The organism is Verrucosispora sp. TAA-831 (assembly GCF_050780145.1).
GTDB lineage: Bacteria > Actinomycetota > Actinomycetes > Mycobacteriales > Micromonosporaceae > Micromonospora.
This window is the reverse complement of sequence record NZ_CP192240.1, coordinates 1,613,188-1,625,983: the sequence shown is the minus strand read 5'-3', so window position 1 is coordinate 1,625,983 and position 12,796 is coordinate 1,613,188. Positions and strand designations below refer to the sequence as shown.

Sequence of the window (12,796 nt, the reverse complement as noted above, 5' to 3'; positions counted from 1 at the left end):
CACCGCCGTCAGGCCGGGGCGAGCACGATCTCCGCACGGGCCCGGCCACCCCGCTCGCTGACGATAGCGATCAACCCACCGGCCGGATCGAAGACCGCGTAGGGTCCGGCCAGCCCGACCGGCTCCAGCGGCCCGCCGTGGGAGAGCACCTTCGCCTCGTCGGCGCCGGCGTCCCGGCGGGGGAAGAACCGGGCGGCGGCGACCGCGAGCGGCACCCCGACCACGTCGGGCGCGCGCTGCTCCAACTCGTCGAGGGTGGCGGCCTCGGCCAGGGTGAAGCCGCCCACCGCGGTCCGGCGCAGCGCGGTCAGGTGCCCACCGACCCCGAGCGCCAGGCCCGCGTCGCGTGCGATCGCCCGGATGTACGTACCGGTGGAGCAGGACACGTCGACGTCCACGTCGACGACGTCCGGCTGGTCGCGACGTATCGCCGACACGGCGAGGCGGGCTACGGTGACCCGCCGGGCCGGCAGCTCGACGTTCTCCCCCGAGCGCACCCGCTTGTACGCCCGCTGTCCGTCGATCTTGATGGCGCTCACCGCGCTCGGCACCTGGTCGATCTCGCCGGTCAGGTCCGCCAGCGCGGCGAGGATCGCCTCGTCGGTGAGGGTGCCGGCGGGCGTGGTGGCGATCACGTCGCCCTCCGCGTCGTCGGTGACCGTGGACTGGCCGAGGCGGACGGTGGCGGTGTAGCTCTTGTCCGCTCCGATCACGTACGTCAGCAGCCGGGTGGCCCGGCCCACACCGAGCACCAGAACCCCGGTGGCCATCGGGTCGAGCGTGCCGCCGTGGCCGACCCGCCGGGTCCGCGCGAACCGGCGGATCCGCGCCACCACGTCGTGCGACGTCATGCCGCCGGGCTTGTCCACCACGATCAGACCCTCAATGCTCACGACGTGCAAGCCTGCCAGACCGCCGGCGTCCGCCCGACACCGGACGACCGGCCGGAGACCGGATGGCCGATCCGTCGACGCTCACGCGACGGCGTCGACCGGCCGCTTCTCGTCCCGGACCGCGCCGGTCACCGCCCAGGCGCCGCTGCGCAGCCGCAGCACCAGACCGACCAGCCGGACGACGACGAACAGCATCAGGCCCGCCCAGATCCCGCCGAGGCCGAGGTCGAAGGCGTAGGCGAGCCAGATCGCCGGCAGGAACCCGCCCAGCGCACCGGCCACGGTCAGATTGCGCAGATAGCGGATGTCACCGGCACCGATCAGCACCCCGTCCAGGGCGAACACCACCCCGGCCAGCGGCAGCATCGCGACGAACCACGGCCACGCCACCATCGCCTGCGCGTGCACGGCGGTGTCCGGGGTGAACAGGGCCGGCACCACGCCGGCACCGGCCGCCACCAGCACCCCGAACGCGGTGCCGCAGACCGCGCCCAGCCAGGCGACCCGGCGGGCCAGGGCCCGCGCCACCGCCGCGTCACCACCGCCGAGTGCCGCACCGACCAGCGCCTGCGCGGCGATGGCCAACGCGTCGAGCACCAGCGCGGCGAAGAACCAGAGCTGCACCGCGATCTGGTGGGCGCCGACCACGGCGGCACCGAACCGGGCTGCCACGGCGGTAGCCGACAGGAAGCTGACCTGGAAGGCGACGCCCCGGATCAGCAGGTCACGGCTGAGCACGAGTTGCTGGCGGATGACCCGGAGGTTCGGGCGCAGCGGCGACCGCTCGGAGATCAGCGCGCCGACGAAGAGCACGCCACCGATGGTCTGGGCGATCGCGTTGGCCACCGCCGAGCCGGTCAGCCCCATCCCCACCGGATAGACGAGCACCGGGCAGAGCACCGCGGAGAGCAGGTTCGGACCGACCACGAACATCAGCGGTCGTCGAGTGTCCTGGACGCCCCGCATCCAGCCGTTGCCGGCGGCGGCGAGCAGCAGGCCGGGCGCACCGAACGCGGCGACCCGGAGCCACTGCCCGGCGGCCTCGCCCACCTCACCGCCGCCCGCGAGAGCGCCGGCCAGCGCGCCGCCACCGAACTGCATGGCGACCACGACCAGCAGCCCCACCCCGAACGCCAGCCAGGAGGACTGCACGCCCTCGGCCACCGCGGCGGCCCGGTCACCGGCGCCGAAGCGGCGGGCGGCCCGGCCGGTGGTGCCGTAGGCGACCACGGTGCCCAGCCAGGCGGTCAGGGTCATCACGGTGCCACCGACCGCCACCGCGGCCAGCGGCACGCGGCCCAGGTGACCGACGACCGCGGTGTCGACGAGGACGTAGATCGGCTCGGCGGCCAGCACGACGAGAGCCGGCAGGGCGAGGGCGGCGAACCGGCGCGGTGAGGCGACACGGCCGGCTACGGAGGTCTGGCTCATCGCCGCCGATCCTGGCACGCGATGTGTAAGGAGAGCAAGCTCCTGCGGCACTTACCCGAGCGGGGCGTCCGCCAGGACGGTGGAAGCACAGGCGACGGGTCGGTACGCGGACGGTGGCACAGGCCGCCCCGGGACCGTCAGCCGGTCCGAGGCGGTGACGCCTCACGCGCGATGCGGCTCGGCGTCACCGCCGGGCGCGTACGGTCACTGACGGGTGTCCATCGAGGTCTGCAGGGCGCGGCGGGCCTGCTCACGGGCCTCGTCGGTGGTCTCGGTCTTGGGCTTGGCGGGCATGGCGGACCCCTTCCAGGGCGCGCGCCGACTGGCGCGACGGCATCACGGGCGGTGTACGACAGGCACCCGGAACCGGCCCCAGGATCACCGGAGCTATGGACGGGTGGTGTGGTGGTTGGCCCGGGTCGGTCGACCCTGGAGGGGAAGCGACGCCGGGTAGGGCTCCGCTCCCGTGACCCGCGCCACAGCAGCACCGGTCTATTCCCAAGTTATCGTTCAGGTCCACATGGTGCGTGCTGTTCCCGCCATCTGGACCGGTCGGATCCCGGTCACCTGGCCAGGAAGTGCCAGCCCACCCACCACCAGAAGCCGAACATGCCGATCCGGCCCACCGGCACCGGACCGACCTCGTAGCGCATCACGTAGGCGCACATCTCGCCGAGCGTCGGGATGCGCGAGCCCTCCCGCCGTGCCATCCACTCGACCACCGCGAACAACACCAGACCGACCAGGAACCCGCCGATCGCCAGATAACGCATCATCGGCGCACCAACCCCCAGAACGCCGAGAGCCAGACCAGCCAGGCGGCGGAACGGACCAGTCGGTCCTCCAGCAACGGGTCGGCCAGCAGCGAGAAGGTCGGGAAGTCGTCACCGGCCGCCGCGAAGAAGGTCGCCCCCTCGAACACCCCGAACACCACCACCGGCAGCGTCCACCAGACCGCGCCGGAACCCAGACGCTCGGGTGCCGGGCGGGCCTGCACCCGCTTGGTCAGGCCCAGCCAGATCAGCAGCCCGCCGGTGCCGAAGACGTAGAGGTTGGCCTCCGTGGAGAACGACGGGAACCGGCCGCCGACCAGCGAGAGGGCCACCAGCACCGGTACGCAGACGACTGGCCTCTCCCAGGTCCGGGGAGCGTCGATCGTGAGGTCGTGGGGCTGCTCCATCACTCGATTCTCCCCGTCATCTCCCGGCGGCGGTATGGCAACACTCCCCCGAGCCGGCCCTGAAATCACCCCTCGGGGTCGACACCGCTTCCCGGCCCGGGCACCACCAACTCGGCGCGTACCCGGTCGACCACCTCGTCCACGCTGCCCCGGCCGGTGAACCCGGCGGCGAGTCGATGCCCGCCGCCGCCCAGCGCGACCGCCACCCGACTCACGTCCACCGCGCCCTTGCTGCGCAGCGACACCGCCCACTCCTGCGGCCCGGTCTGCTTCACCACGCAGCTCACGTCGGCCTCGGCGGTGCAGCGCACCGGGTCGATCAGCGCCTCCAGGACGTACGGCCGCTGGTCGTGCCGGGCCAGGTCGTCCAGGGTCGCGTACGTCCAGACCAGGCCGTGCCCGGCCGCCGCCTCGGGCTCCAACCGGGCGCGGCCGAGCACCTCGCCGAAGAGGCGTACCGCGCCGAACGGCCGGCTGTCGAACACCCGCCGGGAGATCTCCCCCGGCCGGATGCCGGTGGCCAGCAGACGGGCCGCCATCTCGTGCACGGCCGGCGTGGTCGCGTCGAACCGGAACGAACCGGTGTCGGTGCTCAACGCCACGTACAGGCACTCGGCGATGCCCGCGTCCAGCGGCACCCCGAGTCGGGCCAGCAACTCCTCCGCGACCACCGAGGTGGCCGCTGCCGCCGGGTCGACCAGGTTGACGTCGCCGAAACCGGCGTTGGAGGCGTGGTGGTCGAGCACCAGCGCGGTGCCCGGCCCGGCCAGCCGGTCGGCCAGGTCACCGAGGCGCGTTTCGCTGGCCGCGTCGAAGCAGATCACCAGGTCCGGCTCCGGGTCGGCCTCGGTCGCCGGCACCAGCAGCTCCAGTCCGGGCAGACCACGGAAGGGTTCCGGCACCTCCGGCGGCCCCGGGAAGGTCGCCTGCAACCGGCGTACGCCGAGTTGCCGCAGCCCGAGCCCGAAGCCGAGCATGGTGCCCAGCGCGTCGCCGTCCGGGTTGACATGGCAGATCAGCAGCACCCGGCCGTCGGGGACCACCCGGCGGACCGCCGCCACCGCGTCGACCCAGTCGGTCTCGCTCGGCGCGGACCCGCCCGGGTCCGGCGACGTCGCCGTACCCGTCGTGCCTCCGGTGGTCGCCGCGTCCGGGGCGGCGGCACCCGCCGCCCCCTCGGCCGCGCCGGGGCGGGCCGGGCCCGGCAGCGCCGCGCCCGGGCCCGACTCGGTCAGCGCACCGCCGGAGGGGGCGGTCATCGCCGCTCCCCGCTCCGGGTCTCGTCCGTGTCGGTGGTGCCGGTGCCGTTCTCGGCCTCGGGCTCGTCCTCCTCGTCTTCCAGCCGGTACGGCTGGGACTCACCCGCGTACTCGGCCTTGGCGGCGAGGCGCTGCACCTCCGCGTCGGCGGTCCGGGCCGCCGCGAGCAGGTCGTCGATGTGCTTCACCTGGTCCTGTACGTCGTCCAGGACGAAGGTCAACGTCGGCGAGTGACGCAGCCCGAGCGCCTTGCCGACGGTGCTGCGCAGCATGCCCTTGGCGCTGTCCAGCGCGGCGGCGGTGCCCGCCTGCGCCGCGGCGTCACCGAGCACGGTGTAGAAGACCGTGGCGTCGCGCAGGTCTGCGGTTATCCGGGCGTCGGTGATAGTGATCATGCCGAGCCGCGGGTCCTTGATCTGGCTCCGCACCACCGACGCGACCAGTTCCCGCACCCGCTCCGCGTGCCGACGTACCTTGGCCGGATCCGTCATCTCCGCCACCTCCACGGCGTCCCGCTGCCGGCCGGGACCGGCGACGCCGTCACCGGAGCCCGCACCGACCCCAACACTGGAAACCCTACCCGCGCCACGTGCTCCGGTGCGCGGGGCGGCGGGTGACCGCACCCGCCGCCGATCACTCGTCCGCGCCGTGCAGCCGGCGGCGTACCGACAGCAACTCGACCTCCGGTCGACCGGCCACCAGGCGCTCGCACGAGTCGAGCACCTCACGGGCGTGCGCCGCCTCCGCGGCCACGACCGCCACTCCTATCTCGGCTCGCCCGTGCAGGTCGAGCGCACCCACCTCGGCGGCCGACACCTCGAAGCGGCGCAGCGCCGCCACGATCGGCCGAACATACGATCTCTTCGCCTTCAGCGACCGGGAGTCGCCCGGCAGCAGCAGGTCGAACACTGCGGTTGCGGTGAACATCGCTGCGGACACTACCCGCACCCCACCCCGCATGATCAAGGGGTTTACGCCATCCGGCGTAAACCCCTCGATCAGTGCGTCACTACCGGATCAGGCGCGAACCTTCTCCCGCATCTCGAAGGTCTCGATGATGTCGCCCGGCTGCACGTTGTTGTAACCGGACAGCGTCAGACCACACTCGAAGCCCTCGCGGACCTCGGTCGCGTCGTCCTTGAAGCGCTTGAGCGAGCTGATCGTGATGTTGTCCGCCACGACCGTGCCGTCGCGCAGCAGGCGCGCCTTCGCGTTGCGTCGGATGATGCCCGACCGGACGATGCAACCGGAGATGTTGCCGATCTTGGACGAGCGGAAGACCTCGCGGATCTCCGCGCTGCCCAGCTCAACCTCCTCGTACTCCGGCTTGAGCAGGCCCTTGAGCGCCGCCTCGATCTCCTCGATGGCCTGGTAGATGACGGTGTAGTACCGGATCTCCACGCCCTCGCGGTCGGCCATCTCGCGGACCTTGTTCGAGGCCCGCACGTTGAAGCCGATGATCGTGACCGGCTCGGACGAGGCGCTCGCGAGCATGACGTTGCTCTCGGTGATCGCGCCGACGCCCCGGTCGAGGACCTTGAGCTGGACTTCCTCGGGGATGTCGAGGTTGAACAGCGCGTCCTCCAGGGCCTCCACCGAACCGGAGACATCGCCCTTGAGGATGAGGTTGAGCGACGTCTTCTCGCCCTCCTTGAGCTGCTCCATGAGCGTCTCGAGGGTGGCCCGGCCACGGGAGTTGGCGAACGCCGCCGCCCGCCGCCGCGCCTGACGCTGCTCGGCGATCTGCCGCACCGTGCGGTCGTCCGCCGCGGCGAGGAAGGTGTCACCGGCGCCGGGCACCGCGGTCAGACCGAGGACCATGACCGGACGCGCCGGGCCGGCCTCGGTGACCTGGTTGCCGTTCTCGTCGAGCATCGCCCGGACCCGGCCGTGCGCCCCACCGGCGACGATCGAGTCGCCCGCCCGCAGGGTGCCCTTCTGCACCAGCACCGTCGCCACCGCACCACGGCCCTTGTCCAGGTGCGCCTCGATGGCCACACCCTGCGCCGGCCCGTCGGTCGGAGCGGTCAGCTCCAGCGACGCGTCGGCGGTGAGCAGCACGGCCTCAAGGAGTTCGTCGATGCCGATGCCGGGCTTCGCGGCCACGTTGACGAACATGGTCTCGCCGCCGTACTCCTCGGCGACCAGGCCGTACTCGGTCAACTGCTGGCGGACCTTGTCCGGGTTGGCCTCCGGCTTGTCGACCTTGTTGACCGCGACCACGATCGGCACGTCCGCCGCCTTGGCGTGGTTGAGCGCCTCGATGGTCTGCGGCATCACACCGTCGTCGGCCGCCACCACCAGGATCACGATGTCGGTGACCTGGGCACCACGGGCACGCATGGCGGTGAACGCCTCGTGACCCGGGGTGTCGATGAAGGTGACCGCCCGGTCCTCGCCGTCGTGCGGGACGTGGACCTGGTAGGCGCCGATGTGCTGGGTGATGCCACCGGCCTCGCCGGCCACCACGTTCGCCTTGCGGATCGCATCGAGCAGCTTGGTCTTACCGTGGTCGACGTGACCCATGACGGTCACCACCGGCGCACGGCTGACCAGGCGGTCCTCCGCGACCTCCGCGTCGAGGTCGATGTTGAACTGCGCAAGCAGCTCGCGGTCCTCGTCCTCCGGGCTGACGATCTGCACGTTGAAGCCGAGGTGCTCACCCAGCAGCAGCAGGGTGTCGTCGGAGCACGACTGGGTCGCGGTGACCATCTCGCCCAGGTTGAACATCTCCTGGACCAGCGAACCCGGGTTGGCGTTGATCTTGTCGGCGAAGTCCGACAGCGAGGCGCCACGGGAGAGCCGGACCGTCTGCCCCTGACCCCGGGGAGCACCCGAGCTCATGGTCGGGGCCGACAGGTTGTCGAACTCCTGTCTGCGCTGCTTCTTGGACTTGCGACCACGGGTCGGCTTGCCACCCGGACGCCCGAAGGCACCGGCGGCACCGCCGCCACGGCCACGGCCGCCGCCACCCGGACGACCGCCGCCACCGGCCGGACCGCCCGGACGGAAGCCGCCACCAGCACCGGCACCGCCGCCACCACCGGGGCCGCCACGGTAACCGCCGCCACCGCCGCCACCACCGGGGCCGCCACGGTAGCCACCGCCACCGCCGCCACCACCGGGGCCGCCACGGTAACCGCCGCCACCGCCGCCACCCGGACGACCGGCACCGCCGCCACCGGGGCGACCGGCACCCGGGCCACCCGGACGACCGGGACGCTGGCTCGGCATGGAGGCCGGGCTGGGCCGCGGCGGCATCGAGGCGGGACTCGGCCGCGGCGGCATCGAGGCCGGGCTGGGCCGCGGACCACCGGCACCGGCGGCCGGAGGCCGCTGCTGCTGGCTGCCCTGGATACCGAAGGGGTTGTTACCGGCGCCGCGCGCCGGCGGGCGACCCTGCCGGCCACCCGGGCCGGGGTTCGGGCCACCGGGACGACCCGCGGCCGGGGAACCCGGGCGGGGCGGCATGGTGCCGGGACCGGGCCGCGGACCCGGACGAGCGCCACCGTCGGCCGGAGGCTCCCGGCGGACGTTCTCGCGCTGCTGCTGGCGGGCGGCCTGCGCGGCCTTGACCGCGGCCTCCTGCTCGGCCTTCAGCGCGGCGGCGCGCGCCTCGGCGGCGGCCACCTCGATGTCGTGGGCACTCGCCGGCTTGGCGACCGGGGTCGCCGACGGCGGAGGGCCGGGAACCGGTGCCTTCGGCTTCGGCCCGGGCATCGCCGGACGCCGTGGCGGCGTCGGCTTGGCGGTCACCCGGGGCTCGCCGGGGGTCGACGGCGGGGTGGGTGCTGCCGCCGGAGCCGGTGCGGCCGACGGCGCAGCCGCCGGGGCACCAGAGCCGCCGGAGGCGACGAACGCGTTACGCAGTCGCCGGGCGACGGGCGCCTCGACGGTGCTGGACGCGGACTTGACGAACTCGCCCATTTCCTTCAGCTTGGCGAGAACGGTCTTGCTTTCGACCCCGAGCTCTTTCGCAAGCTCGTGTACGCGGGCCTTGCCTGCCACTGCACTCCTCACTCCGAGGTCGTGCGGGCAGCACCCGCAGCGACCTCACTCGTGCACTTGAAGCCTGGTCATTTCTGGGACTTCATCGTGTGCTCATGTCGGTCGTCCTACCTTGCTAGCGGCCACACCCGGTCGGATGACCGGACGTGGTGGTTAACGCGTCAGGTACTCCGCGAGGGTGCCGTCATCCGGAACCCCGGCGAGGCGCAGCGCGCGCCCGAAGGCGCGACGCCGCACTGCCTGCGCGAAGCAGGCCGGATCTGGGTGCATGTTCGCTCCCCGACCCGGCATCCTGCGGGCCGGATCGGGTCGAAGGCTGAACCCAGCCTCGTTGCCGACCGCGACGATCCGCAGTAGTTCACTGGCCGGTGCTCGCCGCCGGCAACCCACACAGGTGCGCTCCGGCAGCGCGCGTCGTGCCACTGGAAAGAGTCTACCCCTAGCTACCCGAGACCGCTCCGCCTGGCTCCCGGACCTGATCGGCCCCGGGCCGACCGCCGGAGCCGGACTGTTCCGCGTCGGACCGGATGTCGATCCGCCAACCGGTCAGCCGGGCAGCAAGTCGGGCATTCTGCCCTTCCCGCCCGATCGCCAGGGAGAGCTGGAAGTCCGGCACGGTCACCCGGGCCGCCCGAGCGGCCAGGTCCACCACCTCGACCCGCAGGGCCTTGGCGGGTGACAACGCGTTACCGACGAAGGTGGCCGGGTCGTCGGACCAGTCGATGATGTCGATCTTCTCGCCGTGCAGCTCGCTCATCACCGCCCGGACCCGCTGGCCCATCGGCCCGATACAGGCGCCCTTGGCGTTGACCCCGGCGACGGTGGACCGCACCGCGATCTTCGTACGGTGACCGGCCTCACGCGCGATCGCGCTGATCTCGACCGTACCGTCGGCGATCTCCGGCACCTCCAGGGCGAAGAGCTTCTTCACCAGGTTCGGGTGGGTACGCGAGAGCGTGATCTGCGGCCCGCGCATCCCCTTGGCCACGTGCACCACCACGCAGCGGATCCGCTCGCCGTGGGTGTACCGCTCCCCGGGCACCTGCTCGGACTGGGGCAGCACCCCCTCCAGCTTGCCCAGGTCGACCGTGACGATGCCCTTCTCGGCCCGGGCCTCGTGCGCCTGCACCACACCGGTCACCAGGTCACCGTCGCGGCCGGCGTACTCGCCGAAGTGCACCTCGTCGGTGGCCTCCCGCAACCGCTGGAGGATGACCTGCTTGGCGGTCATGGCGGCGATCCGCCCGAAGTCGTGCGGAGTGTCGTCCCACTCCCGATCCACCGTGCCCTCGTCGCCCAGTTCCTGGGCGTAGACCAGGGCCACGCCGGTCTTGCGGTCGATCTCCACCCGGGCGTGCGGCTGCGCACCCTCGGTGTGCCGGTACGCGGTCAGCAGCGCGGTCTCGATCGCCGCGAGGATCGTGTCGAACGGGATCTCCCGCTCGCGCTCGAGTGCGCGCAGCGCCGCGAGGTCTATGTTCACCTCTCCTCGTCCTCCACATCGTCGTCGTCATCGTCGTCGAGGTCTTCTGATTCGGCCAGTTCGTCGAGGCGGCTGAACTCGACCTGCACCCGGCCCGGTCCCAACTCGGGGTACGCCCACCCGGCGCGCTCGGCGTCGGTCTCCAGCACCACGCGCTCGTCGTCGGCCTCGACCACCCGCCCGGTGACCTGCCGGTCGCCGGCCGTCCCGCCGCCGCGCACGGTCACCCGGACCAACCGGCCCACGTTGCGCCGCCAGTGTCGGGGCAGGGTCAGCGGCCGGTCCACCCCCGGCGAGCTGACCTCCAGTTGGTACTCCCCGGCGACGATGTCGCCGCCGGTCTCCTCGGCCGCGTCCAGCGCCGCCGAGACCGCCCGGGACACGTCGGCGACCGCGTCCAGGTTGATGCCGCCGTCGGCATCGACGATCACGCGTACCACGTGCCGCCGGCCGGCCCGGGAGACGGCCAGGTCCTCCAGGTCGTAGCCGGCCTCGGCGACGACCGGCGCGATCACCTCGCGCAGCCGCTCGCGGCGGGCGGACAGGTCGCCCCGACCACCCGGCGCGCTGCGCGGCGCGGGACCACCTCGCGGAGCCTGGCCGCCACGGGGTCGCCCCGTCGTTCTGGTGGCACGGCCACGCTGCGTCATCTGTTGGACCTTCCACTGCTCGTCGGCCGCCATGCCGGTACGCCACCGGTGCGGGCGCGCCGGTGGTTGCGCAGAGCGTAACGCGCCCGGCGGAGGAGAGCCCGGGCGGCGCACCGGCGCCACCGCGCCACACGGCCCACGCCGATGGTGTTGACTTGTCCGGTGGTGATGGGCATGACGAGTCGGCCGGACGGGTCCGCCGAGCTTTCCCGGCGCACGGTTCTGCGGGCCGGTGCGCTGCTGGCGCTGGGTGGGGCCGCCGTGCCGCTGAGCGGTTGCGGTCTCTTCGGCGGGGACGAGCGGACACCGGAGCCGGATCCGCTGGATCCGCTGGTCGACGAGGCGTGGAGTCTGGCCGCGGGGCTGCGCGCCGCCGCCACCGCCCACCCCGACCTGGCCGCCCGGCTCGTCCCACTCGCCGAGTCGCACGAGGCGCACGCGGCCGAACTGGCCCGGCTGACCGGTGCCGCGACGCCGTCCGGCTCGGCCGTACCGACCGGGGCGTCCTGGTCCCCCGCCGTCCCGCCGGGCGAACCGGCCGCCGCGCTGGCCGCGCTGCGCCAGGCCGAACGCTCCGGCCGGGAGTCGGCCAAGGCCGCCTGCGCCGCCGCGCCGGCCGAGCGGGCCGCGGTGCTGGGCTCGGTCGCCGCCGCCCGCGCCAGCCACCTGGAGGCGTTGCGATGAGCGGATGGACCACCGGGCGCGGTGCGCCGGCCGGGCCGGATGAGGCGCTCGCCGGGGCGCTGACCGCCGAATACGCGGCCATCTGGGCCTACGGCCCGATCGGGGTACGCCTCACCGGCGACGATCGGAAGGCCGCCGCCGACGCGGAGGCGGCCCACCGGGGCCGACGGGACGCGCTGGTGATGCAGATCAGCACCGGTGGCGGGACCGTGCCGCCGGATCGGGCCGGCTACGCCCTGCCCTACCCGGTCACCGACCGGGCCAGCGCGCTGCGGCTCGCGATCGAGGTGGAGGAACGGACCGCGGCGTTCTGGCGGGCGGCACTGCCGGTCAGCACCGGCGCCGAGCGGGAGCGCGCCCTGGCCGCCCTGATCGAGTACGCGGTCCGGGCGACGCGGTGGCGACGCAGCGCCGGCACCACCCCGCTGACCGTGCCGTTCCCGGGTCGACCCGCCTGAGGTGGACATGCCCGTCGATGGGTAGGCAGCGTCACGGTCCGCACCGGTTGCGGATGGCATACCAGGTATGCATACTCCGGTTCCATGTCCATCCGTCACGGCCTGCTCGCCCTGCTCGAACGCGGCCAGATGTACGGCTACCAGCTCCGGGCCGCCTTCGAGGAGTCGACCGGCTCCACCTGGCCGCTCAACATCGGGCAGGTCTACACCACCCTGTCCCGGCTGGAGCGGGACGGGCTGGTGCGGTCTTTGCCGGAGAGCGAGGCCGGGCAGCGGCCGTACGAGATCACCGAAGCCGGGCGGGCGGACCTGACGCTGTGGTTCGCCACCCCGATCAGTCGCAACGACCGACCCCGTGACGAACTGGCGATCAAGCTGGCGTTGGCGCTGACCACACCGGGGGTGGACGTCCGTGCCGTGGTGCAGACCCAGCGCACCGCGACGATGCGGACTCTCCAGGAACTGACCCGGCTGAAGTACTCCAGCGACCGGCCCGAGGACCTGCCGTGGCGGCTGGTGCTCGACGCGATGGTCTTCCAGGCCGAGGCGGAGGTGCGCTGGCTCGACCACTGCGAAAGCAGCCTGGTGCGGCATCGCCCCCCAGCCGCCGGCCCGACGCCACTGCCCGAGGCGGCGGGCCGCAGTGCTGAGGAGGCCTGGCGGTGAGCGCGGACGACCGGCCCACGTCGGCGACCCGCGACACCGCCACCACACCCGGCCGACCGGACGACGGCACCGGGGCAGATCCGG

14 protein-coding genes are annotated in these 12,796 nt (G+C 73.1%); 3 read left to right on the top strand and 11 right to left on the bottom strand.

Annotation, left to right across the window (positions count from 1 at the left end):
• Positions 1–8 precede the first annotated feature (8 nt).
• From truB to rimP, 11 genes are all read right to left on the bottom strand, one after another.
• Positions 9–851 carry a tRNA pseudouridine(55) synthase TruB gene (gene truB / locus ACQVFL_RS07415; protein ID WP_431729788.1) on the bottom strand — a complete coding sequence of 281 codons (843 nt, stop codon included), beginning with the start codon at positions 849–851 and terminating at the stop codon, positions 9–11.
• Positions 852–974: 123 nt separating this feature from the next.
• Positions 975–2,324 carry an MATE family efflux transporter gene (locus ACQVFL_RS07410; RefSeq protein ID WP_396691666.1) on the bottom strand — a complete coding sequence of 450 codons (1,350 nt, stop codon included), beginning with the start codon at positions 2,322–2,324 and terminating at the stop codon, positions 975–977.
• A gap of 563 nt (positions 2,325–2,887) precedes the next feature.
• Positions 2,888–3,097, bottom strand: a complete 210-nt coding sequence (locus tag ACQVFL_RS07405) for a DUF6186 family protein (protein ID WP_396691900.1) — start codon at positions 3,095–3,097, stop codon at positions 2,888–2,890.
• Positions 3,097–3,504 carry a hypothetical protein gene (locus ACQVFL_RS07400; RefSeq protein WP_396691667.1) on the bottom strand — a complete coding sequence of 136 codons (408 nt, stop codon included), beginning with the start codon at positions 3,502–3,504 and terminating at the stop codon, positions 3,097–3,099. The genes ACQVFL_RS07405 and ACQVFL_RS07400 overlap by 1 nt, the downstream gene beginning before the upstream one ends.
• A 65-nt stretch (positions 3,505–3,569) precedes the next feature.
• Positions 3,570–4,763 (bottom strand): DHH family phosphoesterase, encoded by a 1,194-nt coding sequence (locus tag ACQVFL_RS07395; protein WP_431729016.1) that lies wholly within the window; start codon positions 4,761–4,763, stop codon positions 3,570–3,572.
• Positions 4,760–5,254, bottom strand: a complete 495-nt coding sequence (rbfA, locus tag ACQVFL_RS07390; protein ID WP_396691668.1) for a 30S ribosome-binding factor RbfA — start codon at positions 5,252–5,254, stop codon at positions 4,760–4,762. Before rbfA ends, ACQVFL_RS07395 begins: the two co-directional genes overlap by 4 nt.
• Positions 5,255–5,396: 142 nt before the next feature.
• Positions 5,397–5,690: a DUF503 domain-containing protein gene (locus tag ACQVFL_RS07385; RefSeq protein ID WP_396691669.1), complete on the bottom strand. Its 294-nt coding sequence runs from the start codon at positions 5,688–5,690 to the stop codon at positions 5,397–5,399.
• A 90-nt stretch (positions 5,691–5,780) separates the two neighbouring features.
• A complete protein-coding gene (infB, locus tag ACQVFL_RS07380) occupies positions 5,781–8,771 on the bottom strand; it encodes a translation initiation factor IF-2 (protein WP_396691670.1) in 2,991 nt (996 codons plus the stop codon).
• 153 nt (positions 8,772–8,924) lie between these two features.
• Positions 8,925–9,161: a YlxR family protein gene (locus tag ACQVFL_RS07375; protein ID WP_431729787.1), complete on the bottom strand. Its 237-nt coding sequence runs from the start codon at positions 9,159–9,161 to the stop codon at positions 8,925–8,927.
• 49 nt (positions 9,162–9,210) lie between these two features.
• Positions 9,211–10,254 (bottom strand): transcription termination factor NusA, encoded by a 1,044-nt coding sequence (gene nusA, locus ACQVFL_RS07370; protein WP_431729015.1) that lies wholly within the window; start codon positions 10,252–10,254, stop codon positions 9,211–9,213.
• Positions 10,251–10,904 (bottom strand): ribosome maturation factor RimP, encoded by a 654-nt coding sequence (gene rimP / locus ACQVFL_RS07365; RefSeq protein WP_396691673.1) that lies wholly within the window; start codon positions 10,902–10,904, stop codon positions 10,251–10,253. Before rimP ends, nusA begins: the two co-directional genes overlap by 4 nt.
• Positions 10,905–11,078: 174 nt before the next feature.
• Here rimP and ACQVFL_RS07360 point away from each other — a divergent pair, with 174 nt between their 5' ends.
• The 3 genes from ACQVFL_RS07360 (at position 11,079) to ACQVFL_RS07350 (ending at position 12,712) form a co-directional block, all read left to right on the top strand.
• Positions 11,079–11,588 (top strand): hypothetical protein, encoded by a 510-nt coding sequence (locus tag ACQVFL_RS07360; RefSeq protein WP_396691674.1) that lies wholly within the window; start codon positions 11,079–11,081, stop codon positions 11,586–11,588.
• A complete protein-coding gene (locus ACQVFL_RS07355) occupies positions 11,585–12,046 on the top strand; it encodes a ferritin-like domain-containing protein (protein WP_431729014.1) in 462 nt (153 codons plus the stop codon). Before ACQVFL_RS07360 ends, ACQVFL_RS07355 begins: the two co-directional genes overlap by 4 nt.
• A gap of 84 nt (positions 12,047–12,130) precedes the next feature.
• Positions 12,131–12,712 carry a PadR family transcriptional regulator gene (locus tag ACQVFL_RS07350; RefSeq protein ID WP_396691676.1) on the top strand — a complete coding sequence of 194 codons (582 nt, stop codon included), beginning with the start codon at positions 12,131–12,133 and terminating at the stop codon, positions 12,710–12,712.
• Positions 12,713–12,796 lie beyond the last annotated feature (84 nt).

Excerpts from the sequence above, each read along its gene's own strand:
- ACQVFL_RS07410 (WP_396691666.1), bottom strand. The coding sequence starts at position 2,324 with ATGAGCCAGACCTCCGTAGCCGGCCGTGTCGCCTCACCGCGCCGGTTC.
- ACQVFL_RS07385 (WP_396691669.1), bottom strand. The coding sequence starts at position 5,690 with ATGTTCACCGCAACCGCAGTGTTCGACCTGCTGCTGCCGGGCGACTCC.
- rbfA (WP_396691668.1), bottom strand. The coding sequence starts at position 5,254 with ATGACGGATCCGGCCAAGGTACGTCGGCACGCGGAGCGGGTGCGGGAA.
- truB (WP_431729788.1), bottom strand. The coding sequence starts at position 851 with ATGACGTCGCACGACGTGGTGGCGCGGATCCGCCGGTTCGCGCGGACC.
- ACQVFL_RS07400 (WP_396691667.1), bottom strand. The coding sequence starts at position 3,504 with ATGGAGCAGCCCCACGACCTCACGATCGACGCTCCCCGGACCTGGGAG.
- ACQVFL_RS07405 (WP_396691900.1), bottom strand. The coding sequence starts at position 3,097 with ATGCGTTATCTGGCGATCGGCGGGTTCCTGGTCGGTCTGGTGTTGTTC.
- ACQVFL_RS07395 (WP_431729016.1), bottom strand. The coding sequence starts at position 4,763 with ATGACCGCCCCCTCCGGCGGTGCGCTGACCGAGTCGGGCCCGGGCGCG.
- rimP (WP_396691673.1), bottom strand. The coding sequence starts at position 10,904 with ATGACGCAGCGTGGCCGTGCCACCAGAACGACGGGGCGACCCCGTGGC.
- ACQVFL_RS07360 (WP_396691674.1), top strand. The coding sequence starts at position 11,079 with ATGACGAGTCGGCCGGACGGGTCCGCCGAGCTTTCCCGGCGCACGGTT.
- ACQVFL_RS07355 (WP_431729014.1), top strand. The coding sequence starts at position 11,585 with ATGAGCGGATGGACCACCGGGCGCGGTGCGCCGGCCGGGCCGGATGAG.
- ACQVFL_RS07350 (WP_396691676.1), top strand. The coding sequence starts at position 12,131 with ATGTCCATCCGTCACGGCCTGCTCGCCCTGCTCGAACGCGGCCAGATG.